24 protein-coding genes and 1 pseudogene are annotated in these 23,997 nt (G+C 65.6%); 11 read left to right on the top strand and 14 right to left on the bottom strand.

The window, feature by feature from the left end; all coding sequences use genetic code 11:
- Both HZZ13_RS35130 and HZZ13_RS35125 read left to right on the top strand, forming a co-directional pair.
- Positions 1-326: DUF2147 domain-containing protein (locus HZZ13_RS35130; protein ID WP_197964001.1), on the top strand; the 326-nt coding region annotated here is incomplete at its 5' end.
- Between the two features lie 172 nt (positions 327-498).
- A complete protein-coding gene (locus HZZ13_RS35125; RefSeq protein WP_197964000.1) occupies positions 499-855 on the top strand; it encodes a hypothetical protein in 357 nt (118 codons plus the stop codon).
- A gap of 142 nt (positions 856-997) precedes the next feature.
- On the opposite strand, the gene HZZ13_RS35120 is transcribed toward HZZ13_RS35125, so the two are convergent.
- Together HZZ13_RS35120 and HZZ13_RS35115 are read right to left on the bottom strand one after the other, a co-directional pair.
- Positions 998-1,402 carry a (R)-mandelonitrile lyase gene (locus HZZ13_RS35120; RefSeq protein ID WP_197963999.1) on the bottom strand — a complete coding sequence of 135 codons (405 nt, stop codon included), beginning with the start codon at positions 1,400-1,402 and terminating at the stop codon, positions 998-1,000.
- Positions 1,403-1,419: 17 nt separating this feature from the next.
- Positions 1,420-2,118 carry a ribonuclease activity regulator RraA gene (locus HZZ13_RS35115; RefSeq protein ID WP_027550912.1) on the bottom strand — a complete coding sequence of 233 codons (699 nt, stop codon included), beginning with the start codon at positions 2,116-2,118 and terminating at the stop codon, positions 1,420-1,422.
- A gap of 258 nt (positions 2,119-2,376) precedes the next feature.
- On the opposite strand from HZZ13_RS35115, the gene pxpB reads away from it, so the two are divergent.
- The 3 genes from pxpB to HZZ13_RS35100 are packed head-to-tail and all read left to right on the top strand — an operon-like array spanning position 2,377 to position 4,945.
- Complete coding sequence (gene pxpB, locus HZZ13_RS35110; protein WP_197963998.1) at positions 2,377-3,108, top strand: 5-oxoprolinase subunit PxpB; 732 nt, start codon at positions 2,377-2,379, stop codon at positions 3,106-3,108.
- Positions 3,105-4,142 (top strand): 5-oxoprolinase subunit C family protein, encoded by a 1,038-nt coding sequence (locus HZZ13_RS35105; RefSeq protein WP_197963997.1) that lies wholly within the window; start codon positions 3,105-3,107, stop codon positions 4,140-4,142. Before pxpB ends, HZZ13_RS35105 begins: the two co-directional genes overlap by 4 nt.
- Before the next feature lie 32 nt (positions 4,143-4,174).
- A complete protein-coding gene (locus HZZ13_RS35100; RefSeq protein ID WP_197963996.1) occupies positions 4,175-4,945 on the top strand; it encodes a LamB/YcsF family protein in 771 nt (256 codons plus the stop codon).
- A gap of 3 nt (positions 4,946-4,948) precedes the next feature.
- Here HZZ13_RS35100 and HZZ13_RS35095 read toward each other — a convergent pair whose 3' ends face one another.
- The 5 genes from HZZ13_RS35095 to HZZ13_RS35075 all read right to left on the bottom strand — a co-directional run bounded on the left by HZZ13_RS35095 (position 4,949) and on the right by HZZ13_RS35075 (position 10,786).
- Entirely contained in the window at positions 4,949-5,101 is a 153-nt protein-coding gene (locus HZZ13_RS35095) for a hypothetical protein (RefSeq protein ID WP_197963995.1), read from the bottom strand.
- 204 nt (positions 5,102-5,305) lie between these two features.
- Positions 5,306-6,922 (bottom strand): sulfite reductase subunit alpha, encoded by a 1,617-nt coding sequence (locus HZZ13_RS35090; RefSeq protein WP_197963994.1) that lies wholly within the window; start codon positions 6,920-6,922, stop codon positions 5,306-5,308.
- On the bottom strand, positions 6,919-8,700 hold the full coding sequence (locus HZZ13_RS35085) for a NirA family protein (RefSeq protein ID WP_197963993.1): 1,782 nt from the start codon (positions 8,698-8,700) through the stop codon (positions 6,919-6,921). Before HZZ13_RS35085 ends, HZZ13_RS35090 begins: the two co-directional genes overlap by 4 nt.
- A 335-nt stretch (positions 8,701-9,035) precedes the next feature.
- The gene (locus HZZ13_RS35080; RefSeq protein WP_197963992.1) at positions 9,036-10,199 is read right to left on the bottom strand and encodes a CmpA/NrtA family ABC transporter substrate-binding protein; all 1,164 of its coding nucleotides are present in this window, start codon (positions 10,197-10,199) and stop codon (positions 9,036-9,038) included.
- Entirely contained in the window at positions 10,196-10,786 is a 591-nt protein-coding gene (locus HZZ13_RS35075) for an ANTAR domain-containing response regulator (RefSeq protein WP_197963991.1), read from the bottom strand. The genes HZZ13_RS35080 and HZZ13_RS35075 overlap by 4 nt, the downstream gene beginning before the upstream one ends.
- A gap of 110 nt (positions 10,787-10,896) precedes the next feature.
- Here HZZ13_RS35075 and rimO point away from each other — a divergent pair, with 110 nt between their 5' ends.
- Complete coding sequence (rimO, locus tag HZZ13_RS35070) at positions 10,897-12,222, top strand: 30S ribosomal protein S12 methylthiotransferase RimO (RefSeq protein WP_197963990.1); 1,326 nt, start codon at positions 10,897-10,899, stop codon at positions 12,220-12,222.
- Positions 12,223-12,225: 3 nt separating this feature from the next.
- Here the strand turns inward: rimO and HZZ13_RS35065 are convergent, their stop codons facing one another.
- The 3 genes from HZZ13_RS35065 to HZZ13_RS35055 all read right to left on the bottom strand — a co-directional run bounded on the left by HZZ13_RS35065 (position 12,226) and on the right by HZZ13_RS35055 (position 14,094).
- Positions 12,226-12,633 carry a carboxymuconolactone decarboxylase family protein gene (locus tag HZZ13_RS35065; RefSeq protein ID WP_197964007.1) on the bottom strand — a complete coding sequence of 136 codons (408 nt, stop codon included), beginning with the start codon at positions 12,631-12,633 and terminating at the stop codon, positions 12,226-12,228.
- Positions 12,566-12,997 (bottom strand): MerR family transcriptional regulator, encoded by a 432-nt coding sequence (locus tag HZZ13_RS35060; protein ID WP_197963989.1) that lies wholly within the window; start codon positions 12,995-12,997, stop codon positions 12,566-12,568. The genes HZZ13_RS35065 and HZZ13_RS35060 overlap by 68 nt, the downstream gene beginning before the upstream one ends.
- A 149-nt stretch (positions 12,998-13,146) precedes the next feature.
- Positions 13,147-14,094, bottom strand: a complete 948-nt coding sequence (locus HZZ13_RS35055) for a hypothetical protein (protein WP_197963988.1) — start codon at positions 14,092-14,094, stop codon at positions 13,147-13,149.
- A gap of 233 nt (positions 14,095-14,327) precedes the next feature.
- Here HZZ13_RS35055 and HZZ13_RS35050 point away from each other — a divergent pair, with 233 nt between their 5' ends.
- Both HZZ13_RS35050 and HZZ13_RS35045 read left to right on the top strand, forming a co-directional pair.
- Positions 14,328-14,969 carry a hypothetical protein gene (locus tag HZZ13_RS35050; protein ID WP_197963987.1) on the top strand — a complete coding sequence of 214 codons (642 nt, stop codon included), beginning with the start codon at positions 14,328-14,330 and terminating at the stop codon, positions 14,967-14,969.
- Between the two features lie 272 nt (positions 14,970-15,241).
- Positions 15,242-16,432, top strand: a complete 1,191-nt coding sequence (locus HZZ13_RS35045; protein ID WP_197963986.1) for an acetylornithine transaminase — start codon at positions 15,242-15,244, stop codon at positions 16,430-16,432.
- Positions 16,433-16,587: 155 nt separating this feature from the next.
- Here the strand turns inward: HZZ13_RS35045 and HZZ13_RS35040 are convergent, their stop codons facing one another.
- Positions 16,588-17,562, bottom strand: coding sequence for a quinone oxidoreductase family protein (locus tag HZZ13_RS35040; RefSeq protein ID WP_197963985.1), 975 nt, complete (start codon positions 17,560-17,562; stop codon positions 16,588-16,590).
- Positions 17,563-17,678: 116 nt separating this feature from the next.
- Complete coding sequence (pcsA, locus tag HZZ13_RS35035; RefSeq protein WP_197964006.1) at positions 17,679-18,446, bottom strand: phosphatidylcholine synthase; 768 nt, start codon at positions 18,444-18,446, stop codon at positions 17,679-17,681.
- An 87-nt stretch (positions 18,447-18,533) separates the two neighbouring features.
- Between pcsA and HZZ13_RS35030 the strand changes: the two are divergent.
- Positions 18,534-19,649: pseudogene (locus tag HZZ13_RS35030) on the top strand (UbiH/UbiF family hydroxylase); the annotation flags it as partial.
- Here HZZ13_RS35030 and HZZ13_RS35025 read toward each other — a convergent pair.
- Positions 19,593-20,555: an AEC family transporter gene (locus tag HZZ13_RS35025; RefSeq protein ID WP_197963984.1), complete on the bottom strand. Its 963-nt coding sequence runs from the start codon at positions 20,553-20,555 to the stop codon at positions 19,593-19,595. The pseudogene HZZ13_RS35030 and the gene HZZ13_RS35025 overlap by 57 nt on opposite strands.
- Positions 20,556-20,661: 106 nt before the next feature.
- Here HZZ13_RS35025 and hspQ point away from each other — a divergent pair, with 106 nt between their 5' ends.
- Positions 20,662-20,994, top strand: a complete 333-nt coding sequence (hspQ, locus tag HZZ13_RS35020) for a heat shock protein HspQ (protein ID WP_197963983.1) — start codon at positions 20,662-20,664, stop codon at positions 20,992-20,994.
- Between the two features lie 73 nt (positions 20,995-21,067).
- Here the strand turns inward: hspQ and HZZ13_RS35015 are convergent, their stop codons facing one another.
- Complete coding sequence (locus tag HZZ13_RS35015) at positions 21,068-21,892, bottom strand: invasion associated locus B family protein (RefSeq protein WP_197963982.1); 825 nt, start codon at positions 21,890-21,892, stop codon at positions 21,068-21,070.
- 260 nt (positions 21,893-22,152) lie between these two features.
- Between HZZ13_RS35015 and HZZ13_RS35010 the strand changes: the two genes are divergently transcribed.
- On the top strand, positions 22,153-23,997 hold the full coding sequence (locus tag HZZ13_RS35010) for an extracellular solute-binding protein (protein ID WP_197964005.1): 1,845 nt from the start codon (positions 22,153-22,155) through the stop codon (positions 23,995-23,997).

Below are 23,997 nucleotides of genomic sequence, written 5' to 3'. Positions count from 1 at the left end.
CTGCGGCTGCGCCCACCCGCGATCTCAATTCGCCGGTCGGCGTCTGGCTCACCGAGGAGAGGGAAGGCAAGGTCCGCATCGAGCAATGCGGCACCAACCTCTGCGGCTATTCGGTCGACAGCAAGTCGAACCAGAACGGCGAGCAGGTGCTGATCAACATGAAGCCGGGCAAGGACCAGAAATGGTCGGGCCGCATCCTCGACCCCAACTCGGGCTCGACCTACGATTCGACGATCGCCATGAAGGGCACCGACCGGCTGCGCGTGCAGGGCTGCGCCTTCGGCGGCATGTTCTGCGGCGGCCAGACCTGGACGCGCGTGAACTGAGCTCGGCTCCGGCGCGCTGACCAAAACAAGGGGCCCGCGATCCGGGCCCCTTTGCTTTGTCCGCGGCGACGTGCGCTATCTCACAGAGCCAGCCGCTGGCGTGACAGCCCTCACATCGCCGGTTCCTCGCCGATGCCACGATCCCCCGCGTCGTCAACCGCAGGGGCATGTCATGACTGGATTTCGCAAGGGCCTTTTCGCCACCGTTGTCGCCATCGCTTTCCCGCTCACGCAGGCAGGCGCTGCGACCAGCAGCTTCGACGGCGCATGGAATGTCCGCATTGCCTCTTCGAGCCAGGCTTGCGGCAACGGGGCGACCGTCGCGATCGGGATCAACAACGGCCAGATCGCCTCGAGCAGCGCCGCAGTGACCGCGTCGGGGCGCGTCGCCGAGGCCGGCAACGTCAACGTCACCATGAGCACCGGCATCAAGCGTGCCGTCGGCTTCGGCCGGCTCAGCGGCGCGTCCGGCTCCGGCACCTGGCGCGGCGCGATGTGCACGGGCACCTGGACGGCGGAGAAGATGTGAGCTTCCGTGTCCCGGACAAGTGGCAACGCGCCAGCGTTGCCGCGCAGAGCCGGGACCCAGCATCTTGGTCGCTGGAAGATCTGGGTCCCGGATCGGCGACGAATCGCCATGGGCGATGCGTCTTGTCCGGGACACGAGAGCGTCAGCCCAGCGCCGCCCCATACTCCGCGTCGGTGACCGGCTCCAGCCAGGTCGAATAGACGCCGTTGAGCGCTTCCTGCATGGCGATGTGGCACATGCCGTTGGTTGGCGAGGCGCCGTGCCAGTGCACTTCACCGGGCGGAATCCAGACGGTGTCGCCCGGGCGGATCTCGCGGATCGGCCCGCCCTTGGACTGGACCCGCCCGACGCCGGAGATGACGTAGAGCGTCTGCCCGAGCGGGTGGTGATGCCAGTTGGTGCGTGCGCCCGGCTCGAACGCGACGCGCGAGCAGTTCAGCCGCGCCGGCGCGGGCGCCATGATGACGGGGTCCTGCCACACGGTGCCGGTGAAGTGTTCATTGGGCGCGCGGCGGGTCGGCCGCGTGCCGGCGACTGTAATCTCCATGGGGGTCCTCGCTTCCGTTACTTCTTGCTGGCGGCGTAGCGCGCCTTGGTTTCGGCGTTCATGGGATAGAGGCCGGGCAGCACCGCGCCGTTGTTCACCTCGTTCACGATCCAGGCTTCCATCCGCTCCTGCTCGACGCCCTCGGCGAGGACGTGGTCGAGCATCGCCTGCGGGATCAGCACGCAGCCGTCCTGGTCGGCGACCACGATGTCGTTCGGGAACACCGCAACGCCGCCGCAGCCGATCGGCTCGCCCCAGCCGACGAAGGTCAGGCCCGCAACGGAAGGCGGCGCGGCATAGCCGTCGCACCACACCGGCAAATTGGTGCCGAGCACGCCCTCGACGTCACGCACCACGCCGTCGGTGACCAGCGCGGTGACGCCGCGCTTGACCATGCGCGCACAAAGGATATCGCCGAAGATCCCGGCATCGGTGATGCCCATGGCGTCGACCACCGCGATGCAGCCCTCGGGCATCGCCTCGATCGCAGTGCGGGTCGAGATCGGCGACGACCAGGATTCCGGCGTCGCCAGATCCTCGCGCGCCGGCACGAAGCGCAGCGTGAAGGCCGGCCCCACCAGCCGCGGCAGACCCGGGCGCAGCGGACGCGCGCCGCGCATCCACACATTGCGCAGGCCCTTCTTCAGCAGGACCGTGGTGATGGTGGCGGTGGTGATGCCGGCGAGGGTCTTGCGGGCTTCGGGGGACAGCGACATGGACGAGAACGAGCTCCGAGGTGCGGGACAGAACGCGCGCATCTTGCGAGCCGCAAGCTTTGCGTCAAGGCCCAAGAGGCTAGCAATTACGCAGGGCCGCCGAGCTGTTATGCGACGCGATAACAAGGGTTTATCGCGCGCCCTTGGATTAATTTATTGGACTTGCGGGCACATTTACGCGAAGCAGGGACACGCGGAACTCAAGGTCGAGCCCGCATTCCCGAGAAAGCCCGATCACGACAGCGCTCTGACAGCTCAATGGCCGCGACGCTTCCCCCGCCCCGCCTTCTGCCCAGTGGCGACAGTGCCGTCACGGTCGAGTTCAGCCGCACCATCGACGACGATGCCAACCAGCGCGTGCTGGCGCTCGACAAGGCGCTCGCGGCAAGCTCCATCGACGGCATCACCGAGACCGTGCCGACCTACCGCTCGCTGCTGGTCCACTACGATCCCGACAAGATCGGCTTCGATGCGCTGGGCGAAAAGATCCTCCCCATCGCCACCCGGCCGCTGCCGCCGGTCACCAAAGCGCGCCGCTGGCGCATTCCGGTCGCCTATGGCGGCGAGCACGGCATCGACCTCGAGGACGTCGCCAAGACGCTGGGCACCACGCCGGATGACATTGTCGCCCGGCATTCGGGCGGCGATTACAAGGTCGCCATGATCGGCTTCACGCCGGGCTGGTCCTACCTCAGCGGCCTCGACAAATTCCTGCACATGTCGCGGCGGCAATCGCCGCGGGTGCTGACTCCGGCCGGCACGATCTCAATCGGTGGCGTCCAGGCCGGCATCCAGTGTCTGGCCGCCCCGAGCGGCTGGCACCTGCTCGGCCGCACCCCGGTGCGAACCTATCAGCTCCACCGCAATCCGACCTTCCTCACCGAGCCCGGTGATCGCGTCACGTTCTACGCCATCGACCACAAGACATTCGAGGACATGGATCGCGCCGCGGAAGCCGGCGAGATCGTCGCCGAGCAGGTGGACGCATGAGCCGCCTCGTCGTTGCCAGCATCGGCCCTGCCAGTTCGGTCCAGGACGGCGGCCGCCACGGCGCGCAGCGTTATGGCTTGACGGTGAGCGGGGCGATGGACCGGCTGTCGCTTGCGGCGGCGAACACATTGGTCGGTAACGAGCCGTTCGCGGCCGCCATCGAGATCGGCCCGTTCGGCGCGTCCTTCACCGCCCGCGACGGCGCCGTGCGCGTGGCGATATCCGGCGCGCCGCGCAACGCAGACGTCGCCGGCAGCCCGGTCGCGATGGACACATCAGTGACGCTGAAGGACGGCGAGACGCTGACGCTCGGCTTTGCCCGCGGCGGCGCCTTCACCTATCTCGCCATCGAAGGCGCCATCAAGGGCGAGAAGGTGTTCGGCAGCCTCGCCGTGAACGCGCGCGCCGGCCTCGGCAGCCCCTATCCGCGCCCGCTCCAGGCCGGCGACGAGTTCGATGTCGATGCTGCCAGCGGTGCACCGGAGCTGCGCATCCAGCTGCCGAAGCCGGCGACAGGTCCGATACGCGTGCTGCTCGGGCCGCAGGACGATGAGTTCGACGAGGCCAACAAGGCGCTGTTTCTGAACAGCGAGTGGAAGATCTCGGCGACCTCAGACCGCATGGGCTACCGCCTCGAGGGCCCCGCGATCAAGCATCTCCACGGCCACAACATCGTCTCCGACGGCACGGTGAACGGCAGCATCCAGGTGCCCGGCAACGGCGCGCCGATCGCGCTGATGATGGATCGCGGCACCTCCGGCGGCTATCCGAAGATCGCAACCGTGATCACGGCCGATATCGGCCGCCTCGCCCAGACCTCGGCCGGAACCGCGTTCCGCTTCAAGGCTGTCAGCATGGCCGAAGCCCAGGACGAGGCACGCAAGTTCGCGCAAGCGATCCGTAGCCTGCCCGATCGCCTGCGCGCCTCCGACATCGTTGCGCTCAACATCGAGGCCCTCAGCGATGCTAACGTGGCGGGCTATGCGGTCAGCGCGGTCGATGCCGGAACGTGGCAGGTCACGGCGGAGCCGTAAGCGACAACCAGACCAGAGGCGGAGAGCAACCCATGAAGACAGTCGATCTGAATTGCGACCTCGGCGAAGGTTTTGGCGCGTGGGAGATGGGCAATGATGCCGCCATGATCGAGCTGGCAAGCTCGGTCAACGTCGCCTGCGGCTTCCACGCCGGCGACCCCGACATTATGCGCCGGACGGTGGAACTGGCGAAGGCGCGCGGCGTCTCGGTCGGTGCGCATCCCGGCTATCGCGACCTGCACGGCTTCGGCCGGCATCCGATCGCAGGGCTCAAGTCCTCCGAGATCGAGAACCTCGTCGCCTACCAGATCGGCGCGCTGCAGGCGATCGCGACCGCGGCCGGCCACAAGGTTACCCATGTGAAGGCGCACGGCGCGCTCTCCAATGTCGCCTGCGAGGACGACATGACGGCGAAGGCGATCGCCGCCGGGATCAAGGCGGTGGATCCCGGCCTGATCTTCGTCGTGCTCGCCAATTCGAAGCTGGTGAAGGCCGGCGAAGAGGCCAACCTGCCGATGGTGCACGAGGTGTTCGCCGACCGCGCCTATGAGGACGACGGCAACCTCGTCTCGCGCAAGAAGCCCGGCGCGGTGCTGCACGATGCCAAGGCGATCGCCGAGCGCGTGGTGCGCATGGTGCAGGACGGCGCGGTGGTGTCAGTCACCGGCAAGGTCATCAAGATGCGCACGGACACGGTCTGCATCCACGGCGATACGCCCGGCGCGGTCGAGATCGCGCGGACGTTGCGTCAGGCGTTGAAGGCTGCGGGGATTGAGGTCGCGCCGTTCAAGCGCGGGGCGTGAATCTTAAAACGGATGCACCGACAGCGTCCCGAACACGATGGCGGCAATGATCGCAAACGCGCTGTACATCGCAACGTGGTGCATGCTCGCCCCGGTCCGGCGCGAGAGCGAGCGCGCGTAGAAGTGCAGCCTGGCTTCCGCCGATAGTTCGCGCATGGTCGATCTCCAACGCCCCATTTGCGGGAGTATGAGGGATCAACCAGGGCGGGAGGCAAGACGGTGGCGAAAATAGCGATGCGCCTTCTCTGATGGCCCCACATCGCAGATGCAAATTCTCTCCAGGTGCTGGTTCCGAGAATCTTATTCGTTCAAATCCGAGCCAGTTGGAACCGGCCAGGATGACGGTGGAGCGACAGCAGGCTAGTAAACGTCCGCCTGGAAGCGCCCGGTCTTCTTGAGCTCAGCGACGAAACTGACGGCCTCATCGGTCGAACGCGCACCGAACTGGGCGACGATGTCGACCAGCGCGCGTTCGACATCCTTGGCCATGCGCTTGGCATCGCCGCAGATGTAGAGATGCGCGCCCTCGGCGAGCCAGGTCCACAATTCCCGGCCGACCTCGCGCATGCGGTCCTGCACGTAGAACTTCTTCTCGCCGTCGCGCGACCAGGCCAGCGACAGTCGCGTCAGCAGACCCGAGGTCTTCATCGCGTTGAGCTCGTCCTGATAGAAGAAGTCGCAATCGCTGCGTTGGTGGCCGAAGAACAGCCAGTTCTTGCCCGGCGCGCCTGTCGCCTTGCGGTCAAGCAGGAAGGCGCGGAACGGCGCAATGCCGGTGCCGGGACCGACCATGATGATCGGCGTCTTCGGGTCCTGCGGCAGGCCGAAATTGTGCGCCTTCTGCACATAGACCTTGAGCTTCTCGCCCTCGTTGATCCGCTCGCCGAGGAAGGTCGAGGCGACGCCGAGCCGCTTGCGCTTGCCGATGACGTAGCGCACGGAGTCCACGGTCAGCGACAGCTTTCCCGGCGTCGCATTGTGCGAGGACGAGATCGAGTAGAGCCGCGGCTGCAGCGGCTCCAGCGCCTCGACGAAGGCCTCGGGATGCGGCCGCATGCCGGAAAACTTCTGCAACGCCGCCATCACGTCGAGCGTCGCGGCATCGCCATCGGGATCTTCGCCCTGCGCCAGCGCCCGCGCCTTCTCGCGCTGCGCGCCGCCGGTGATGAAGGAGATCAGCTCGAACAGCGTGTCGGGCGCCGGCGACAGCGAGACGTCGTCGATCAGCACCTCGCGCAGCGTCTTGCCGTTCACCTTGGTGGTGTGGGAGGCGCCGAGCAGTGCGATGACCTGGTCGACGAGGCCGACGTCGTTGCGCGCGAACACGCCGAAGCTGTCACCGACCACGTAGTCGAGCTTGCTCTCGGAGAGATCGAACTCGATGTGATAGGTCTCCTTCTCAGACTTGCCCTTGTTGAGAAGACGACGCGACAGGAACGTCGCCTGCACCGGATTGTCGCGCGAGCGCCCGGGCTCTGCGATCGTCACGGTCACGGCCGGCGCCGGAGCGTCGGCCTTGCCGGCGGTCTTGTCGGCGGTTTTGGCCGCCGGCGCCTTGTCGAGCTCCTCGTAGAGCGACTTCAGCATCCGCGCGGTTTCCTTGCCGCCGGGGACGCAGAGATTGAGCCGCGCTTCGCTGCGGCTCGCGATCGCCTCCGAATAATCGTGGCAATTGTAGCCGCACTGGCCGCAATCCTGCTGCGCCATCGCCGCCATCATCTTGCGGCGCAGGGGACGGCCTTCGGCAAGCTTCATCCGCTCGGCGATCGGCATGGTCTGGTCGTGCCACGGCGCTTCGCCGTCGTCGCCGTCACCGGCCGGCATGACCGCGGCGCCCTGCTCTGCCGACAGCGGCGTTGCGACGTCAGGCGAGAGCAGTCCGGCAAAGAAGCCGTTCAGCCAGGAGCGCTGCGCATCGGAGAACGGTGCGCTGGCGGGAATGAGGTCGAGTTTCGGCGGAGGGGTGATCTGGTTCATGCGGACACCTGTGCATCGGCCAGCTTGCGCAGCGTCTCGCCGTCGTGGCGGCGCGCAAAAGACAGGAAGGTTTCGTCGGGAGACGAGCGGTTGGCGATATAGGCCTTGAGCAGTCGTTCGACCGTCTTCGGCGCGTCCTCGGCCTTGAGGTCGTGATAGACCTCCTGCCCGACATCGGCATCGGGACCGAACCCGCCGCCGGTGAAGAGGTGATAGCCCTCCACCGTGTCTTCCTCGCCGACCGGCACGCGCGCGCCGATCAGGCCGATGTCGCTGATGTAATGCTGCGCGCAGGAATGATGGCAGCCGGTGACATGGATATTGACCGGCTTGTCCATCGCAACGCGCGGCTCGCACCAGTCGCCGATCTCTTCGGCATGGCGCTTGGTGTTCGCCGCTGCGAAGCGGCATCCGGCATTGCCGGTGCAGGCGATCAGTCCGGCACGGATATGCGAGACCTCGACCGCAAGCCCGATCTGCTTGATCGCGGCAATGGCGAGCTCGACGTTCTCCTCGCGCACGCCTGATATCAAAAGGTTCTGCCAGACCGTGAGGCGGATCTCGCCGTCACCGAGATCGCGCGCGACCTTGGCGAGGCCCCGCATCTGATCGGAGGTGAGCTTGCCGAGCGTCAGCGACACGCCGATCCAGTTGAGGCCGTCCTGCTTCTGCTTGTGCACGCCGATATGAGCCATGCGATCCGCCGCCGGGCGCGGGAGAAACGCCTCTTCCGGCACGCGCGTGAACGGCGTCTTCAAGCGCTCCTCGACCAGCTTGAGGAAGCCGTCGTGGCCCATCGCGTCGAGCACGTATTTCAGCCGTGCCTTGTTGCGGTTGGTGCGGTCGCCATGCTCGATGAAGACGCGCACGATGGCGTCGGCAACGGCGGTCGCCTGCTCCGGCCTGACGATGATGCCGGAATATTTCGCAAAATCCTTGTGGCCGGTGATGCCGCCGAGGCCGAGTCGGAACCAGACCCCCGGCTCGACGCCGAAGCCGTCCTTCACTTCATAGGCGGTGAAGGCGATGTCGTTGGTCTCTTCCAGCACCGCGATCCTGCCGGCGCCGTCGAAGGCGACGTTGAACTTGCGCGGCAGGCCGTAGAGCGTGCGGTCGTTGAGGATGTGGTAGTGCCACTCGCGGGCATAGGGCCGCGTATCGATGATCTCCTGCGGATCGATGCCCGCGGTCGGCGTTCCCGTCACGTTGCGGATGTTGTCGGCGCCGGAGCCGCGCGAGCACAGGCCGAGCTCCTGGACGCCTTCGATCATTCTGATCGCATGCTTCAGCGGAATCTCGCGCAGCTGGAGATTGGCGCGCGTGGTGACGTGGCTGTAGGGGCCGCAGAGTTCGTCGGCGAGATCGGCCAGGCCCGACAATTGCCAATGCTTCATGATGCCGTTGGGGATGCGCAGGCGGCACATGTAGGAGTCCTGCGTCGGCGCGACGTAGAAGATGCCGTAATAGCGCCAGCGGAAATTGTCCGCCGGGCTCGGCGGGGCATTGTCGAGCGCCTGCTGGCGAAGCCGCGGATAGGCGTCGAAGGGATGCTCGTCGCGCTTGAACTTCTCCTGGTCGGCGAGCTTCTTGCCCGCCGCGATCACCTTGTCCTGGGCCTTGATGTGCACGGCATCGGGGCCGGTCGGCTCGGAAGTCGCCTTGCCGCTGCCGCCACCAAGGCCGCGGCCGACGCGGCTGATCTGCAGGCCGGTGGTGAAGCCTTCGAGATAGCGTTTCTGCTCGTCGGTAAAGTCGACTGAGAGCGTATCGATTTTCATGGTCGGTAACGAAGCTCCTGCGGCCACCTTGGGTGGCTTCGACGGATTGGCGCGACCCGCGAGGAACTGAACGCTGGCTCAGGAGCCGGCTTCGTTACCCACGGTCCGATCAGCTTCGTTGCTGCGGGACTTGGCTCAGCAGGCACCTATGACAAGCTGGCCGCAATGCAACATTCAAGTTGCGTGCCAGCTTGGCGGAAATAGAAAATCACTAATATTCAGAGGGTTATAGAGAATTCCAGAGCATGCCGGCCTGGGAACTCTCCCGAAATTCGAGCAGTCAGCTCAAACATTAGCCAACCAACTGACATGCTCAAAAACAAAGCAATCGCGAATCAGGCCTTCCAGCGCCCGACCGCGAAGGCCTCGAGATGTCCGCTGATATCGGCGGGGTCGAACGCGGGGCCGGCAAAGGCGCCGAACGCTGCGGGAGCTTCGGCCGGCGCGCTGTTGCCGAGCGCCGCGTCGTAGAGATCGGGCCTGAACACCGCCATCGCCGTCTTGACGCCGTCAGGGGTGAGCGCCGTCTGGCCCCAGCGCACCATCTGCGCATAGAGCCAGGCGGCCTGGACCGGATCGGGCCGCCCTGCCCCTTCGCGTCCGACCAGCAGGTAGCGGCCGCTCTCGCGGAAGGTGCCGTCGGGCGAGATCTTCAGGCGCCCCGTCAGGGTGCGCTGGATGACCTCGGCATCGACGCCGATCCGTTCCGGTTGCGCCAGGATCTGCGCCGCCTCGGTCCGGTTCTCGGGATGCTCGATGAACTCGGCGGCCTTCACGGCTGCCCGCACCAGGGCTGCGACCACATCCGGATTCTTGTCGGCCCAGGTCTGGCGGATCGCCAGCACCTTCTCCGCCGCACGGTCCAGGATGTCGGAGACGAAATGCAGGATTTGGCCGATGCCGAGATCGACCGCGACCGAGTTCCAGGGCGCGCCGACGCAGAATGCATCGACATGTCCGTTCTTGAGGCTGTCGACCATGTAGGGCGGCGGCAGCACCACGAGGCGCACGTCCTCGTCGGGATCGACGCCGGCCGCGGCCATCCAGAACCGCAATTGATAATTGTGGGTGGAGAACGGGAAGGTCATGCCGAAGGTCAGCGGCTCGGCCCCCGCCTTGCGCCGCTTGGCGACCACCCTCGCCAGCGCTTTCGCCGTCGCCATCGGGTCGAAGCGGTCGCCGTCGATCTCCTCCATCAGCGCGGCATGGAGCGCCGGCGACACGGTGATGGCGTTGCCGTTGATACCGAGGTTGAAGGGCGCGGCGATCGGCACCTTGACGTGACCGAGCCCGAGCGAGGACGCGATCGCCACGGGCGCGAGCAGATGCGCGGCGTCGAACAGGCCGATATTGAGCTTGTCGCGCACGTTCGACCAGGAGACCTCGCGCACCAGCTCGACCTCGAGCCCCTCGTTGGCGACAAATCCCTTGTCGACCGCGACGATCAGGGCGGCGGCATCGACCAGCGGAATGAACCCGATGCGAAGGGGGGCGGTCATTTCAGCATCTCCGACGCGGTGATGATCGACTGCGCGATCTCGCCGATTTTCTTCTTCTCGCGCATCGCGGTGGAGCGCAGCAGCACATAGGCCTCGTCCTCGGTCAGGCCCTTCACCTTCATCAGGATGCCCTTGGCGCGTTCGATGATCTTGCGGTCCTCGAGCTGCGACTTGGTGCGCTCCAGCTCCTCCTGGAGTTTTGCGAAGGCGTTGAAGCGGGACACGCAGAGGTCGAGGATCGGCTTGATGCGCTCCTTCTTCAGCCCGTCGACGATATAGGCCGACACCCCCGCCTCGACCGAGGCCTGGATCGAGGCTGAATCGCTCTGGTCGACGAACATGGCGATCGGCCGCTTCACGGCGCGGCTGACCTGGAACATCGCCTCCAGCACGTCGCGGCTGGGGTTTTCCAGATCGATCAGGATGATGTCGGGGTCCACCGCATAAATACGGGCGAGCAGGCTCTGCATCTCGCGGATGTGGACGACCTGGGTGAACCCGGCCTCCCGCAACCCCTCCTCCAGGATCGCGGCCCTGACAGGGCTTTCATCGACGATCACGATTTTGGGCGACTGTTCGGCGCTCATGGCTCACTCACGGCAGGTGATTCATCCATAGCACGCCAGATCGCCCTGCAAAGGGTTGTAATTATGGGCAATTGGGACTAGCTCAGACCGGTCAATCAGGCAAATCAGATATGGATCAGACGGCTGCGCCCAAGGTCAGCTTCGTGTCGCTCGGGTGTCCCAAGGCATTGGTGGATTCCGAGCGCATCATCACGCGCTTGCGCGCGGAGGGCTACGAGCTCGCCCGCAAGCATGACGGCGCCGACATCGTCATCGTCAACACCTGCGGTTTCCTCGACAGCGCCAAGCAGGAATCGCTCTCGGCGATCGGCGAGGCCATGGCCGAGAACGGCAAGGTGATCGTGACGGGTTGCATGGGCGCGGAACCGGAAGCGATCGAGCAGGCCTATCCCGGTGTGCTCTCCATCACCGGCCCGCAGCAATACGAGAGCGTGCTCGACGCCGTGCACCGCGCGCTGCCGCCGGCGCACAATCCGCATCTCGACCTGGTGCCGCCGCAGGGCATCAAGCTGACGCCGCGCCACTACGCGTACCTGAAGATCTCCGAGGGCTGCAATAACCGCTGCACCTTCTGCATCATTCCGAAGCTGCGCGGCGACCTCGTCTCGCGCCCGGCCAACGACGTGCTGCGCGAGGCCGAGCGCCTGGTCGGGGCCGGCGTCAAGGAGCTGCTGGTGATCTCGCAGGACACTTCGGCCTACGGCGTCGATCTGAAATATGCCGAGAGCCCCTGGAAGGACCGCCAGGTCCGCGCAAAATTCCTCGACCTCGCGCGCGAGCTCGGCGAGCTCGGGGCCTGGGTCCGGCTGCAATATGTCTATCCCTACCCGCACGTCGACGACGTCATCGCGCTGATGAGCGAGGGCAAGGTGCTGCCCTATCTCGACATCCCGTTCCAGCATGCGAGCCCCGAGGTGCTGAGGGCGATGAAGCGCCCGGCGGCGCAGGACAAGACGCTGGCGCGGATCAAGCGCTGGCGCGAGGAATGCCCTGATCTTGCTCTGCGCTCGACCTTCATCGTCGGCTTTCCCGGCGAGACCGATTCCGACTTCGCCTATCTGCTCGACTGGCTCGATGAAGCCGAGATCGACCGCGTCGGCTGCTTCAAATACGAGCCGGTCGCCGGCGCCACCTCGAACGCGATCGAGAACCCGGTGCCGGAAGAGGTCAAGCAGGAGCGCTACAACGCGCTGATGGCCCGGCAGCAGAAGATCTCGGCACGGCGCCTGAAGCGCAAGATCGGCACGCGCCAGCAGATCATCATCGACGAGGTCGGTCCGACCGTGGCGAAGGGCCGCTCCAAGGCCGATGCGCCCGAGATCGACGGCGCGGTGTATCTGACGAGCCGCCGCCCGCTGCGGGTCGGCGAGATCGTCACCGCCAAGATCGAACGCGCGGACCAGTACGACCTGCACGGCAGCGTCGCCGGGTTTTGAGCTTCACGACGCCTGTCGGCCGTCACGCGCGGTAAACACTTCCTTGGCCGCGAACAGCCCGTTCACCGCCGCCGGGAAGCCCGCGTAGACGGCCATCTGCATGATGATCTCGACGATCTCCTCGCGCGACAGCCCGACGTTCAGGCCCGCCTCGATATGCACCTTGAGCTGAGGCGCGGCATTTCCAAGCGCCGTCAGCGCCGCGATCGTTGCGATCTCCCGATCGCGCAGGCCGAGGTCCGGGCGGCAGTAGATGTCGCCGAAGGCAAACTCGATCACGTATCGTGCGAAATCCGGAGCGATGTCGGCCAGCGAGGCGACGACCTGTTCGCCGGCTCTGCCGTCAATGCGCGACAGGGCCCGCTGGCCGCGATCGAACCGGCTTTCGGCTTGTGGTTGGGCGTGCGTCATCTTCCTTCGTCCTCTGTTCGCCGCCGGCATAGCCGGCGATCTTGGTATCAAGGACGAGCAGGCATTCCTGGAGTTCGGCAATCTGCGTGCGCACCTGTTCTCGGTGGACCTCCAGCATCTGCCGCCGGGCTGGACCGGTGGTTTCGCCTTCATCACGAAGCGCCGCATAACGCAACATGTCCCGGATCGGCATTCCCGTGGTCTTGAGCCGACCAATGAATGTGATCCATGTGAGGATCGATGCGTCGAAGTCACGCTGACCGGAACGATCCCGGTTGGCGTATGGCAGCAGCCCGACCCGCTCATAGTAGCGCAGCGTGTGAGTCGACAAGCCGGTTCGTTTTGCGAGATCGCCGATCTTCATGTGTGCCCGTTCTCGTATTGACGCATGTACAGATACCCCTTCGAGCGCACTCTAAGTCAAGGGGACCGAAAGTGCTGCTTCCGGCGAGACCAAAATGGCACGACAGCAGAAGATTTTGGCGCGCCGGCTGGGCGGCAGCATCGCGGACTTCAGGACGCTGCCAGCCATTTCGGCACCCAGCGCTCCGGGCGCGGGGCGCGGGCGAGATCGGCCTTCGCTTCGGTGAGCAACGCCGGTTCGCCGTCGATGGTCGGGCGCACATCGTATTCAAAGCTCGGCATGATCCGGCCGTCGGCATAGAGCCCGAATTTCATCGCGTACCACAATCCGAGCTCGGGCTGCGCGCGGCGCATCTCTTCGCGCAGCTCGCGCAGCAGGGATTCGATCGACGCAGCTTCCTCGAACGGCTGCGGCCCGCGCGTCAGCACGCGCGCCTGGTACTGCTTGCCGACGATCGCGACCTCGAAACGCGTGTTGTCCCAGGCATTCTTGCCCTTGGGCAGATGGGCGGCGAGCCGCCAGCCGAGCTCGGCCATCATGCGATGGTTGGCCCAATAGTCCTCGCGGTCCCGGCTCCATTTTTCCATGAAGCCGCGGAAGTCGGGCAGCTCCGCGGCCCGATCGTCACACGTCGCCATGTCGGCAACGGGCTGTGCAGCGAGCCATTGCGCGAGTTCGCCGGTCTGAGGCTCGATCTCGCGATGCGGCTTCAGATCGCTCCAGGCCCTGTCGAATTGCTGCGACGTCAGCCTTGTCAGCAGCGCGTCGAGGCTCGGCGCCAGCAGCTCGTAGTCGCCCTCGGATCCCAGCCCGACGATCGGCGGATTGTCGCGGTCGAGGCCCGCGCCATACCAGCCGCCGACGGCCGAGCCGTCAGGCAGCCGCATGAACAGCGAAAACCGGTCGCGCAAAGGACTGCCGTCGACGATCGGCGCGGAGTCCGAGAACTGGCCCTGCAGCGAGAAGCAGCCGACGCTGCCCCAGGGGCGCCCCTCGAGCCAGGCGGCGAAATCGACCAGCAGCGGAGGCGCGTCGATGCCCGGCGGAAATGCGCCGCGAATGCTGTCGAGATCGATTGGGTAAGGCGTGTCGGACAAGGCTGAAAACTGGTCTGATTGGTCCCGTCTTGCTTGGTCTGAACCGCCATGAATCCGGTTCGAACCAAATTGCGTCCCATGATCACAAACGCGCCAGTGTCCCGATGGTTGCTGCAGGGCGCGGCACCGCAAGACTGCCTGCGCACCGCAATGTGACACTATAATGCATTCACGCAGGGGTCACGGACTCGGCCTAACTCTGCCCGCGTTTTCAACGCGAGCGAGGAACGAGGATGAGCCGCCTCTCGGACATGCTGCGCACGCAGCGCTTCGACGATTACCGCTTCTACCACCAGAGCACCGTGAACCAGACGCTGCACCTGATCAGCGCCGTCATCTTCCTCGGCTGCTACGCCCTGCTGTTCAAGGACCCCGCCATCGCCGGCATCGTCGGCTGGCTCGCGATGCTGACGCGGCAGACCGGGCATTTCTTCTTCGAGCCGAACGGCTACGACGCCGTCAACGACGTCAGCAACGAATACAAGGAAGCGGTCAAGGTCGGCTACAACCAGGCCCGCAAGATCGTGCTGCTGCTGGTCTGGGGCAGCGCGCCGCTCGCGCTGTTCGCCTTTCCGACGCTGTTCGGATTGTTCGAGGCGCCGGACTCTCGGCTCGATTTCATCCGGCATGTCGGCGCGCTCTGGCTCGCGATCGGCATCGGCGGCGGACTTGCGCGCATGCTGCAGCTCTTCGTTACCTGCGACGTCACGACGGGCCTCGTCTGGGTGTTCAAGGTGCTGACCGATCCCTTCCACAATATCGCGCTGTACTGGAATTCGCCGTTCAAGCTGCTGCGCGGCGAGCTGATCGACACCGCGATCGCGGACGCGGATTGGGGCTGTGAAGAGGCCGAGGAAGCCGCGTACCCGACCTGACCGATGCACGCTCGGCGAGCATCTCGCAAAATGCCTGCTTGACAAGTCCTGCTATTCGGCTGTACGGACGCGCCCCATGATCAACGCCCGGACCAACCAGCGCACCGAAATGCTCCGCCGTCGCTCCCGCGACGACGAGAGGGTGCGCCATGTCCGAGGACGCCGCTGAACCACTGAATTCAGCTGAAGTTTTCGAGAAGGCCGCACTCGCAAGGTGCGGCCTTTCTGCTTTTTTGCGCCCTTTTTCCACCCGACCTCCAGAGGAGTACGACATGACCACGCATCCATATGACGCGCTGATGGACATCACCGCACGGCCGAAGACCGTGTTCGTCCGCGGCGCCGGCTCCTACCTCTGGGACGACAGCCGCAAGCGCTATCTCGATTTCGTGCAGGGTTGGGCCGTGAACTGCCTCGGCCACTCCCCGCCCGCGATCGCCGATGCGCTCGCAGCTCAAGCCAAGCGGCTCTTGACGCCGAGCCCGGCCTTCTACAACGAGCCGAGCCTGAAGCTGGCGCAGGCGCTGGTCGAGCACAGCGCGTTCGATCAGGTGTTCTTTGCCAATTCGGGCGCGGAAGCCAACGAGGGTGCGATTAAGCTCGCGCGCAAATATGGCAGCCTGCACAAAGGCGGCGCGTTCGAGATCATCAGCTTCGAAGGCGGCTTCCACGGCCGGACGCTGGCGACGATGTCGGCTTCGGGCAAGAAGGCGTTCGCGCCGCTGTTCGAGCCGAAGGTCGCGGGCTTCAAGAAGGCCAAGCTCAACGACATCGCCTCGGTCGAGCAGCTGATCAACGCCAACACCGTCGCCGTGATGCTCGAGCCGATCCAGGGTGAATCCGGCGTGTGGCCCGCGACCGATCAGTTCCTGCAGCAGCTGCGCGCGCTGACCGAGACGCATAGCCTCTTGCTCATCTTCGACGAGATCCAGACCGGCATGGGCCGGACCGGAAAGCTCTTCCACTACGAGCATGCGGGCATCGCGCCCGACATCATGACGCTCGGCAAGGGCATCGGCGGCGGCGTGCCGCTCGCCGCCCTGCTCGCGACCGAACGCGTCTCATGCTTCGAGCACGGCGACCAGGGCGGCACGTTCAACGGCAACCCGATCATGTGCGCGGCGGGCCTTGCCGTGCTCGAGGAGGTCAAGAAGCCCGACTTCCTCAAGACGGTCACCGAGACCGGCCTGCTGCTCGAAAGCGAGTTGCAGAAGGTCTCGGCCCGGCACGGGCTTGGCGGCGTCCGCGGACGCGGCCTGTTGCTCGCGCTCGATCTCAAGCTGCCGATCGCACCCGGCATCGTCGCGCAGGCGTTCGAGGCCGGCGTGCTGCTGAACGCCCCGCAGGTCGACAGCTTGCGCTTCATGCCGGCGCTGAACGTCACGAGGAGCGAGATCGCCGAGATGATCGAATGTCTCGATGCGATCCTGACCAGGGCCGGCGCGGCAAGACGCGTGGCGTAAGATAGTCTCGTGCCCCGGACGCAGCGCAGCGCTCTCAAGGCGATGCGAAGCATCGTCCGGGAGCGGTGCGCTACAGAGCCGGGGCCCATCTCACCGCAGCGCGTGCCGGATCTGGGTCCCGGCTCAGCGCTGCGATGCTCTCCGGGACACCAGAGCTACGGCTTCAAGATCGAAGCGCCGGTGGTCTTGCGGCTTTCGAGATCGATATGGGCCTTGGCGGCGTCCTTGAGCGCGTAGGCGTGGTTGATCGGCACGTGCAGCTTGCCGTTGATGACGGCGGCAAACAGCGTGTCGGCGCCCTCCAGTAGCTCCTTGCGCGTGCCGATATAGTCGTTGAGCTTCGGCCGCGTGGCGAACAGCGAGCCGTGATTGTTGAGCTCGGCGATCGCGAACGGCGGCACCGGTCCTGAGGCATTGCCGAACGAGACGAACATGCCGCGCGGCTTCAGGCAGGACAGCGAGCCCGGGAACGTCGCCTTGCCGACGCCGTCATAGACGACGTCGCAGCCCTCGTTGCGGCTGATCTGCTTGACGCGCGCGACAAAGTCCTCCTCGTTGTAGAGGATGACGTGATCGCAGCCATTGGCCTCCGCAAGCTCGGCCTTCTCGCGCGAGCCGACGGTGCCGATGACATGCGCGCCGAGCGCCCTCGCCCATTGGCAGGCGAGCAGGCCGATGCCGCCGGCCGCGGCGTGGACCAGCACGCGATGATGCGGCTCGACCTTGAAGGTCTTGTGCAGGAGATACCAGACCGTCAGCCCCTTCAACATCAGCACGGCGCCCTGCTCGTAGGTGATGTGATCGGGCAGCTTGACCAGCTTCTCCCAGGGGATGTTGCGCTCGCCGGTATAGGCGCCGAGATTGTGGTAATAGGCGACGCGGTCGCCGGGATGAAAATTCGTGACGCCTGGCCCGACCGCGACAACCTCGCCCGAGGCCTCGTTACCGGCGATGAAGGGCAGTCCCGGCGCCTTGTAGAGGCCGGTGCGGTAATAGACGTCGATGAAGTTGAGGCCGACCGCATGCTGGCGGATGCGCACCTCGCCCGGCCCGGGCGCCGGCACGTCGACGCTCTCATAGACCAGGGCTTCGGGGCCTCCGACCTTGTGCACACGCATGGCTTTGGTCATCACCGGACCTCCTCTTCTTGCGGCTGAGCGAAAGCCATCGCGCCCGCCTTGTCAACTCGATGCCGATCGGGCCGATCAAGCCGTCGGCTCGCGTTCGGGGCTGATGAGCAGCTGCGTCATGCGAAGGATCGCACCAATCGTATCAAGGCGTCGCTGAAGCTGATCCAGAGCGCGATGGCGCAGAGCACGACGGTCACCCCGGTGCCGACGCGAAAATCCATTTGCAGCGTGTAGAAGGCGAGCAGCGCCCAGATCGCGATCAGCGACATCGTCAGCCAGCGCAGCCGCACGACCCTGACGGGGTGCAGCACATGGATCGGCACGAAAGTCAGCACGACCAGCGCGGCGACGAGCAGCGTCGCCCACACTGGCGGCCAATGCAGCAGGAACAGATAGAACGCGGCCGCATTCCACAGCGCCGGGAAGCCGCGGAAATGATTGTCGTCGGCCTTCATGCGCTGATCGGCGAAATACAACGCGCTGGTGACGATGATGGCGATGCCCAGCAAGGGAGCCGCGACCGGCAGCAGCATGCCGCTCGCGACGATCGCATAGGCCGGCACGAAGACATAGGTGACGAAGTCGACCACGAGATCGAGCACGTCGCCCGACCAGTTCGGCTGCACGTTCTTGACGTCGAGCCGGCGCGCGATCGGCCCATCGATCGCATCGATGATCAGGGCGACGCCCAGCCATTGAAACATCGCCGCCCAGTGCTCGCGCACGGCCTCCAACATCGCCAGGAGCGCGATCGCCGCGCCGAACGCGGTGAAGATGTGCACCGAGAAGGCTGCGGCGCGCATCGCCGCTCTCGGCTTGAGGGAATCCTGCTGAATATCCATGGCTTCTGCTATCAGAATGCGACCGGTTTGCACATCCGCCATTGCGGCGCACGATCGCACAATTCGCCATAAAATCAGGGAAATATAGGTGGGCTTGAATTTGCCGCCCGGCGTGTCAAATGTCGTTCCATGACAGACGCATCGACACTCCATGACGCGGCCGTGATCGGCGGCGGACCTGCCGGACTTGCCGCGGCGATCGCATTGGCGCAGGCGGGTGCCCGGACCGCACTGGTGGCGCGCCGCGTGCCCTATGCCGACAATCGCACCACCGCATTGCTCGGCGCCTCCATCGATCTGTTGGAAAGCCTCGACGTCTGGTCGCGCTGCAGGGACAAGGCGGCTGCGCTGGAAGTCATGCGCCTCGTCGACGACACCGGCCGGCTGTTTCGTGCGCCGGAGGTGCGCTTCTCCTGTCACGAAATCGGCCTCGATGCGTTCGGCTACAACATCGACAATCGCTCGCTGATGCTGGCGCTGGAAGCGCGCGCGGCCGAGCTGCCCAATCTCATCCGCTTCGACGACGAGGCCGAAAGCGTCGTCCTCGAAGCCGACGACGTCGCCCTGCGCACGGTGTCCGGACAGTTTCTCTCGGCCCGCCTCGTGGTCGGTGCCGACGGCCGGCACTCGCTGTGCCGCGAGGCTGCCGGCATCGAGGTGGTCAGGCGCGAGCTCAACCAGACCGCGCTGACCTTCAACGTCGGCCATGCCCGGCCGCATCGCAACGTCTCGACCGAGTTCCACACGCCGCACGGACCTTGCGTGTTCGTGCCGCTGCCCGGCGACCGCTCCAGCATCGTCTGGGTCGCGGCGCCGACGGAAGCCGAACGGCTGCGCGGCTCGAGCGACGAGGAACTGTCGGCCGCGATCGAGAAGCAGTCGCATTCGATCCTGGGACGGATGAATGTGGAGCCGGGGCGCAACCTGTTCCCGCTCGCGATCGAGCGTCCGAAATGCTTCGGTCGCGACCGTATCGCGCTGGTCGGCGAAGCCGCCCATGTGGTGCCGCCGATCGGTGCCCAGGGCCTCAATCTCGGCCTGCGCGATGCCGCCGACATTGCCCGGCTCGCGGGCGAGGCCATCGCCGCGGGACAGGATCCCGGCGCGGACGAATTGCTCAAGCGCTACGATCGCGCCCGGCGGCCCGACATCTTGAGCCGCACCTTTGCGATCGACATCGCCAACCGCTCACTGCTCAACGACTTCCTGCCGCTGCAGCCAGTCCGCGCCGTCGGCATGCACCTTCAGCGTGACCACCGACGCGAAGGTGCCAAGCAGCACCGCGACGGAGGCGGGCTCGATCCAGGCATCGTTCTGACGGGCGATGACGAACACGTTGAGCGCCGGCGGCAGCGAAGCCATCAGCACGGCGGTGGCGGCCCAGGGCTGTGCGAACGGGCCGAACGCCAGCATCAGGGCGAATGCCGTGAGCGGATGGATCAGCAGCTTCACCGCGATCACCCCCGGCACCTCCCACGGCACGCGATCGAACGGACGCAGCGCCACGGTCACGCCGAGCACGAACAGCGCGGTCGGCGCGGCCGCGTTCTGCAGGAAGGTGATGGTGCGGTCGAGCGCGACCGGCAGCTCGATATGCAGCGCCGCCACCGCCGCGCCGAAGCAGGCCGACATGATCAGGGGATTGAGCACGATCTGCTTGAGCACGACGCCGAAAGCGTGGACGAGCGAGGGATGGTCGCGGTCGGACAGCTCGATCAGGAGCGGCACGATCGTGAACAGGAATATGCTGTCGCAGCAGAAGATCAGCGCGGTCGGCGCGGCCGCCTTCGGCCCGAGCACCGCGAGCGCGAGGCCGGGGCCCATATAGCCGATATTGCCGTAGCCGCCGGAGAGGCCCGCGAGCGTCGCCTCGCGCAGCGTCAGCCGTCCGAATAGCTTGCCGACCACCAGCGCCAGTGTGAACGCCGCGACCGTCGACAGCGTCGTCGCCACCAGGAACGGCGGGTTATTCAATTCCGAAAACGGCGTCTTCGACATGATCGCAAACAGCAGCGCCGGCAGCGACACGTAGAGCAGGAAGAAGTTCATCCAGGCGAGCCCCGATTCCGGGATAGACTTGAGCTTGCCGCAGGCGAAACCGACGAAGATCAAGCCGAAATAAGGCAGCGCTAGATTGAGGATATCGGCCATTGCTGAAGTTTTTTCTGAAGGCTTGGAGGCTATCCGCCCCGGAGACGAAGGTTAATTCCAGCTGAGGGCACTAGCATCGGCCACAATCCTGGTCTATCGACGGGGGATGATTAAAGCGCGGACCGCCAAATTCCAGATCGGACAGGTCGTTCGCCACCGGATCTTCTCGTTCCGGGGGGTGATCTTCGACATCGATCCGGAATTCAACAACACCGAGGAATGGTGGCTGTCGATCCCCGAGGAGGTGCGGCCCCACAAGGACCAGCCGTTCTATCACCTGCTCGCGGAGAACGCGGAGTCCGAATACGTCGCCTATGTCTCGGAGCAGAACCTGTTGGCCGACGATTCCGGCGAGCCGGTCCGGCATTCGCAGGTCGCCGAAATCTTCGTCAAGGACAAGGCCGGCGGCTATCGCCCGCGCAATCCCTCGCTGAACTGATCGTCGCCGATCGCGGCCAGCAAAAAAGGCGCTCGAACCGAGCGCCTTTTTCACGTCCGGGATTTGCTCCCGATTACTTCTGACCGGTCGGAGCCGCGCCGGGCGCGCCACCCTGCTGCTCGAGCTTCTTGCGCTGCTCTTCGGCCTTCTTCTGCAGCTCTTCCTGCAGCTTCTTCTGGGTCTCCTCGAACACCTTGGGATCGGTCGGCGGACCGTCATAGGCCTTCTGGAATTCGCCGGTGAGCGGCAGCGGCAGGGTCAGCGGTGCGCCGTTGGCATTGATCGCCTGGACAACCAGATTCTGGCCCTTCTTCATGTTGTTGATGAGCTCGGGCGTGGCCTCGTAGTCGGACATGCAGCCGTTCTGGAAGCAGATCACATAGGGCTGCTGCAGCGGCGCGTTGCTGTCGACGATGATGCGGGTGCCGTGCACGAGCTGCATGCCGAGCGGCAGCGTCACGCGCAGGATCTTCTTCGGCTCGCCTTCCGGCTCGATGATCACGGCCGCGATGACCGGCTGGCCCGACTCGATGCGACCGTCCTTGCCGGTGAAGCAGACCTGCTTGGCATTGGCGTCCTGGCCCTTGAGGCAGAACTTGGTCCAGGGCGCGTAGATCAGCTGGATCTGCTGATCGGCGGGCTGGGCTGCGCCCTGCTGCGGGGCGCCTTGTGCCGGAGCCTGCTGGGCCTGCGGGGATGCTGCGGGCGCCGGAGCCTTCGGAGCCGCCTTGGGGGTCGCCTTCGGGGCTGGGGCGGCCTTGGGCGCGGCCGGTGCGCCGGGGGCCGGTGCAGGGGTCTGAGCCTCGGCGGTAAACGGAACGGCCAACGCCGTCGCCGTCAACAGGGCGAGAAGTCGCCCGCGCGGCCGGACGGACGCGGCCAAGTAACGGAAATTCATTGCGGAAAACCCTTTCTGAACGGGAAGTGCCCGAACCGCTCCGAAGCGCCGAACCTGGCCGCCTTGGGCGCGGCTCTCTCCCCGTCAATTGAGGCGGATAAGTGACGGGCTCGACGCTCTTGCGCGATTGGGTGCCTTCTTAACGTGGCCGACGAAAAGATCAATGCCGACAAGCGTCTTTGGCCGGTCTGGGGCGAAAGCCGCATCAAATTCCCTGTGATAAGATTCGAACCCCGCCGGTCCTCGAATCACGTGTGCCGATGTTCATGTTCCAGCGCCTCTTCGAGGGCCCCGGCCTCCGCCTCTGTGCGCTTGCCCTTGCGCTTGCCGGGGTGCAGTCGGCCGGCGCCGCCGCGGCCGAGGAGGCTCACGCGATCGCCATGCACGGCAAGCCGGCGATGGCCGCCGACTTCAGCCACATGCCCTACGCCAACCCCGATGCCCCCAAGGGCGGCCGCCTGACCTGGGGCATTCTCGGCACCTTCGACAGCCTCAATCCCTTCATCGTGAGGGGATTGGCGGTGCAGCCGGTCCGCAACTACGTGGTCGAGAGCCTGCTGGCGCGCGGACAGGACGAGCCGTTCACGCTTTACGGCCTGCTCGCCAGGACCGTCGAAACCAATGACCAGCGAAGCTTCGTCACCTTCCATCTCGATCCCCGCGCTCGCTTCTCCGACGGCAAGCAGGTCACGGCCGAGGACGTGCTGTTCTCCTGGCAGCTGCTGCGCGACCATGGCCGCCCCAATCACCGGCAGTATTACGGCAAGGTCGCCAAGGCCGAAGCGCCCGATCCCCTCACCGTCCGGTTTGACCTGACAGGCGCCAATGACCGCGAGCTGCCGCTGATTCTCGGCCTGATGCCGATCATGCCGAAGCACGCGATCGACGTCGCGACCTTCGAGGAGACGACGCTGACGGCGCCGCTTGGCTCGGGCCCCTATCGCATCACCGCGGTGAAGCCCGGCGCGAGCGTGACGCTCACGCGCAATCCCGATTATTGGGGCCGCGACCTCGCCATCAATCGCGGGCTCTACAATTTCGACGAGATCAGGCTCGACTATTTTCGCGAGGCCAATGGCCAGTTCGAGGCATTCAAGCGCGGCCTCTACGATTTCCGCGTCGAGCACGAACCGCTGCGCTGGCACGACGGCTACGATTTTCCGGCCGCACGAAGCGGCGAGGTGATCCGCGACACCGTCAAGCCGGGCCTGCCGCAACCTTCCGAATTCCTGGTGTTCAACACCCGCCGTCCGGTCTTCGCCGACATCCGCGTGCGGCAGGCCCTGACGCTGCTGTTCGATTTCGAGCTGGTCAACCGCAACTATTTCTTCGGGCTCTATTCGCGCGCGGCCGGCTACTTCGCCGGCTCGGAGCTGTCGGCCTATGGCAGGCCTTCGGATGCACGCGAGCGCGAGCTGCTCAAACCTTTCGCCGCACAGATCCCGCCCGGCATCATGGACGGCAGCTACCGCCTGCCGGTCACCGACGGATCAGGCCGCGACCGGACCACGCTGCGCGCCGCGCTGAAGCTGCTGTCGGAGGCCGGCTACGATCTCGACGGCACCGTGCTGCGCGATCGCGCGACCAAGACCCCCTTCACCTTCGAGATCATGGTGACGACGCGCGACCAGGAGCGCATCGCGCTCGCCTTCCAGCGCGACCTCAGACGCGCCGGCATCGAGGCCAGCGTGCGCTCGGTCGACCCCGTGCAATTCGACCAGCGCCGGCTCGCCTACGAGTTCGACATGATCCAGAACCGCTGGGACCAGTCGCTGTCGCCCGGCAACGAGCAGTATTTCTATTGGGGCAGCGCGGCCGCCGACAATCCGGGCACCCGCAACTACATGGGCGCCAGGGATGCCGCCGTCGATGCCATGATCGCCGCCCTGCTCGAGGCCCGTGAACATACGGATTTCGTTGCGGCGGTGCGCGCGCTCGACCGCGCCCTGATCGCGGGCTTCTACACAATCCCGCTGTTTAACGTCTCGGAGCAATGGATCGCGCGCTGGAATCGGATAGAACGGCCCAAGACCACCTCACTCTCGGGCTATTTGCCGGAGACTTGGTGGTCGAAGGGGCAGCCGCAAGCTCATCAAGCGAAGTGA

Origin of the sequence: Bradyrhizobium agreste, from assembly GCF_016031625.1 — a bacterium.
Taxonomy (GTDB): Bacteria; Pseudomonadota; Alphaproteobacteria; order Rhizobiales; family Xanthobacteraceae; genus Bradyrhizobium; species Bradyrhizobium agreste.
Note: the sequence above shows the minus strand (reverse complement) of the source record. Positions and strands in the feature narration are given on the sequence as shown.

Excerpts from the sequence above, each read along its gene's own strand:
- HZZ13_RS35095 (WP_197963995.1), bottom strand. The coding sequence starts at position 5,101 with ATGCGCGAACTATCGGCGGAAGCCAGGCTGCACTTCTACGCGCGCTCG.
- HZZ13_RS35125 (WP_197964000.1), top strand. The coding sequence starts at position 499 with ATGACTGGATTTCGCAAGGGCCTTTTCGCCACCGTTGTCGCCATCGCT.
- pcsA (WP_197964006.1), bottom strand. The coding sequence starts at position 18,446 with ATGGCGGATGTGCAAACCGGTCGCATTCTGATAGCAGAAGCCATGGAT.
- HZZ13_RS35065 (WP_197964007.1), bottom strand. The coding sequence starts at position 12,633 with ATGACGCACGCCCAACCACAAGCCGAAAGCCGGTTCGATCGCGGCCAG.
- HZZ13_RS35090 (WP_197963994.1), bottom strand. The coding sequence starts at position 6,922 with ATGAACCAGATCACCCCTCCGCCGAAACTCGACCTCATTCCCGCCAGC.
- HZZ13_RS35040 (WP_197963985.1), bottom strand. The coding sequence starts at position 17,562 with ATGACCAAAGCCATGCGTGTGCACAAGGTCGGAGGCCCCGAAGCCCTG.
- pxpB (WP_197963998.1), top strand. The coding sequence starts at position 2,377 with ATGGCCGCGACGCTTCCCCCGCCCCGCCTTCTGCCCAGTGGCGACAGT.
- HZZ13_RS35075 (WP_197963991.1), bottom strand. The coding sequence starts at position 10,786 with ATGAGCGCCGAACAGTCGCCCAAAATCGTGATCGTCGATGAAAGCCCT.
- HZZ13_RS35085 (WP_197963993.1), bottom strand. The coding sequence starts at position 8,700 with ATGAAAATCGATACGCTCTCAGTCGACTTTACCGACGAGCAGAAACGC.
- HZZ13_RS35045 (WP_197963986.1), top strand. The coding sequence starts at position 15,242 with ATGACCACGCATCCATATGACGCGCTGATGGACATCACCGCACGGCCG.
- HZZ13_RS35115 (WP_027550912.1), bottom strand. The coding sequence starts at position 2,118 with ATGTCGCTGTCCCCCGAAGCCCGCAAGACCCTCGCCGGCATCACCACC.
- HZZ13_RS35060 (WP_197963989.1), bottom strand. The coding sequence starts at position 12,997 with ATGAAGATCGGCGATCTCGCAAAACGAACCGGCTTGTCGACTCACACG.
- hspQ (WP_197963983.1), top strand. The coding sequence starts at position 20,662 with ATGATTAAAGCGCGGACCGCCAAATTCCAGATCGGACAGGTCGTTCGC.
- HZZ13_RS35100 (WP_197963996.1), top strand. The coding sequence starts at position 4,175 with ATGAAGACAGTCGATCTGAATTGCGACCTCGGCGAAGGTTTTGGCGCG.
- HZZ13_RS35105 (WP_197963997.1), top strand. The coding sequence starts at position 3,105 with ATGAGCCGCCTCGTCGTTGCCAGCATCGGCCCTGCCAGTTCGGTCCAG.
- HZZ13_RS35080 (WP_197963992.1), bottom strand. The coding sequence starts at position 10,199 with ATGACCGCCCCCCTTCGCATCGGGTTCATTCCGCTGGTCGATGCCGCC.
- HZZ13_RS35010 (WP_197964005.1), top strand. The coding sequence starts at position 22,153 with ATGTTCATGTTCCAGCGCCTCTTCGAGGGCCCCGGCCTCCGCCTCTGT.
- HZZ13_RS35025 (WP_197963984.1), bottom strand. The coding sequence starts at position 20,555 with ATGGCCGATATCCTCAATCTAGCGCTGCCTTATTTCGGCTTGATCTTC.
- rimO (WP_197963990.1), top strand. The coding sequence starts at position 10,897 with ATGGATCAGACGGCTGCGCCCAAGGTCAGCTTCGTGTCGCTCGGGTGT.
- HZZ13_RS35015 (WP_197963982.1), bottom strand. The coding sequence starts at position 21,892 with ATGAATTTCCGTTACTTGGCCGCGTCCGTCCGGCCGCGCGGGCGACTT.
- HZZ13_RS35050 (WP_197963987.1), top strand. The coding sequence starts at position 14,328 with ATGAGCCGCCTCTCGGACATGCTGCGCACGCAGCGCTTCGACGATTAC.
- HZZ13_RS35120 (WP_197963999.1), bottom strand. The coding sequence starts at position 1,402 with ATGGAGATTACAGTCGCCGGCACGCGGCCGACCCGCCGCGCGCCCAAT.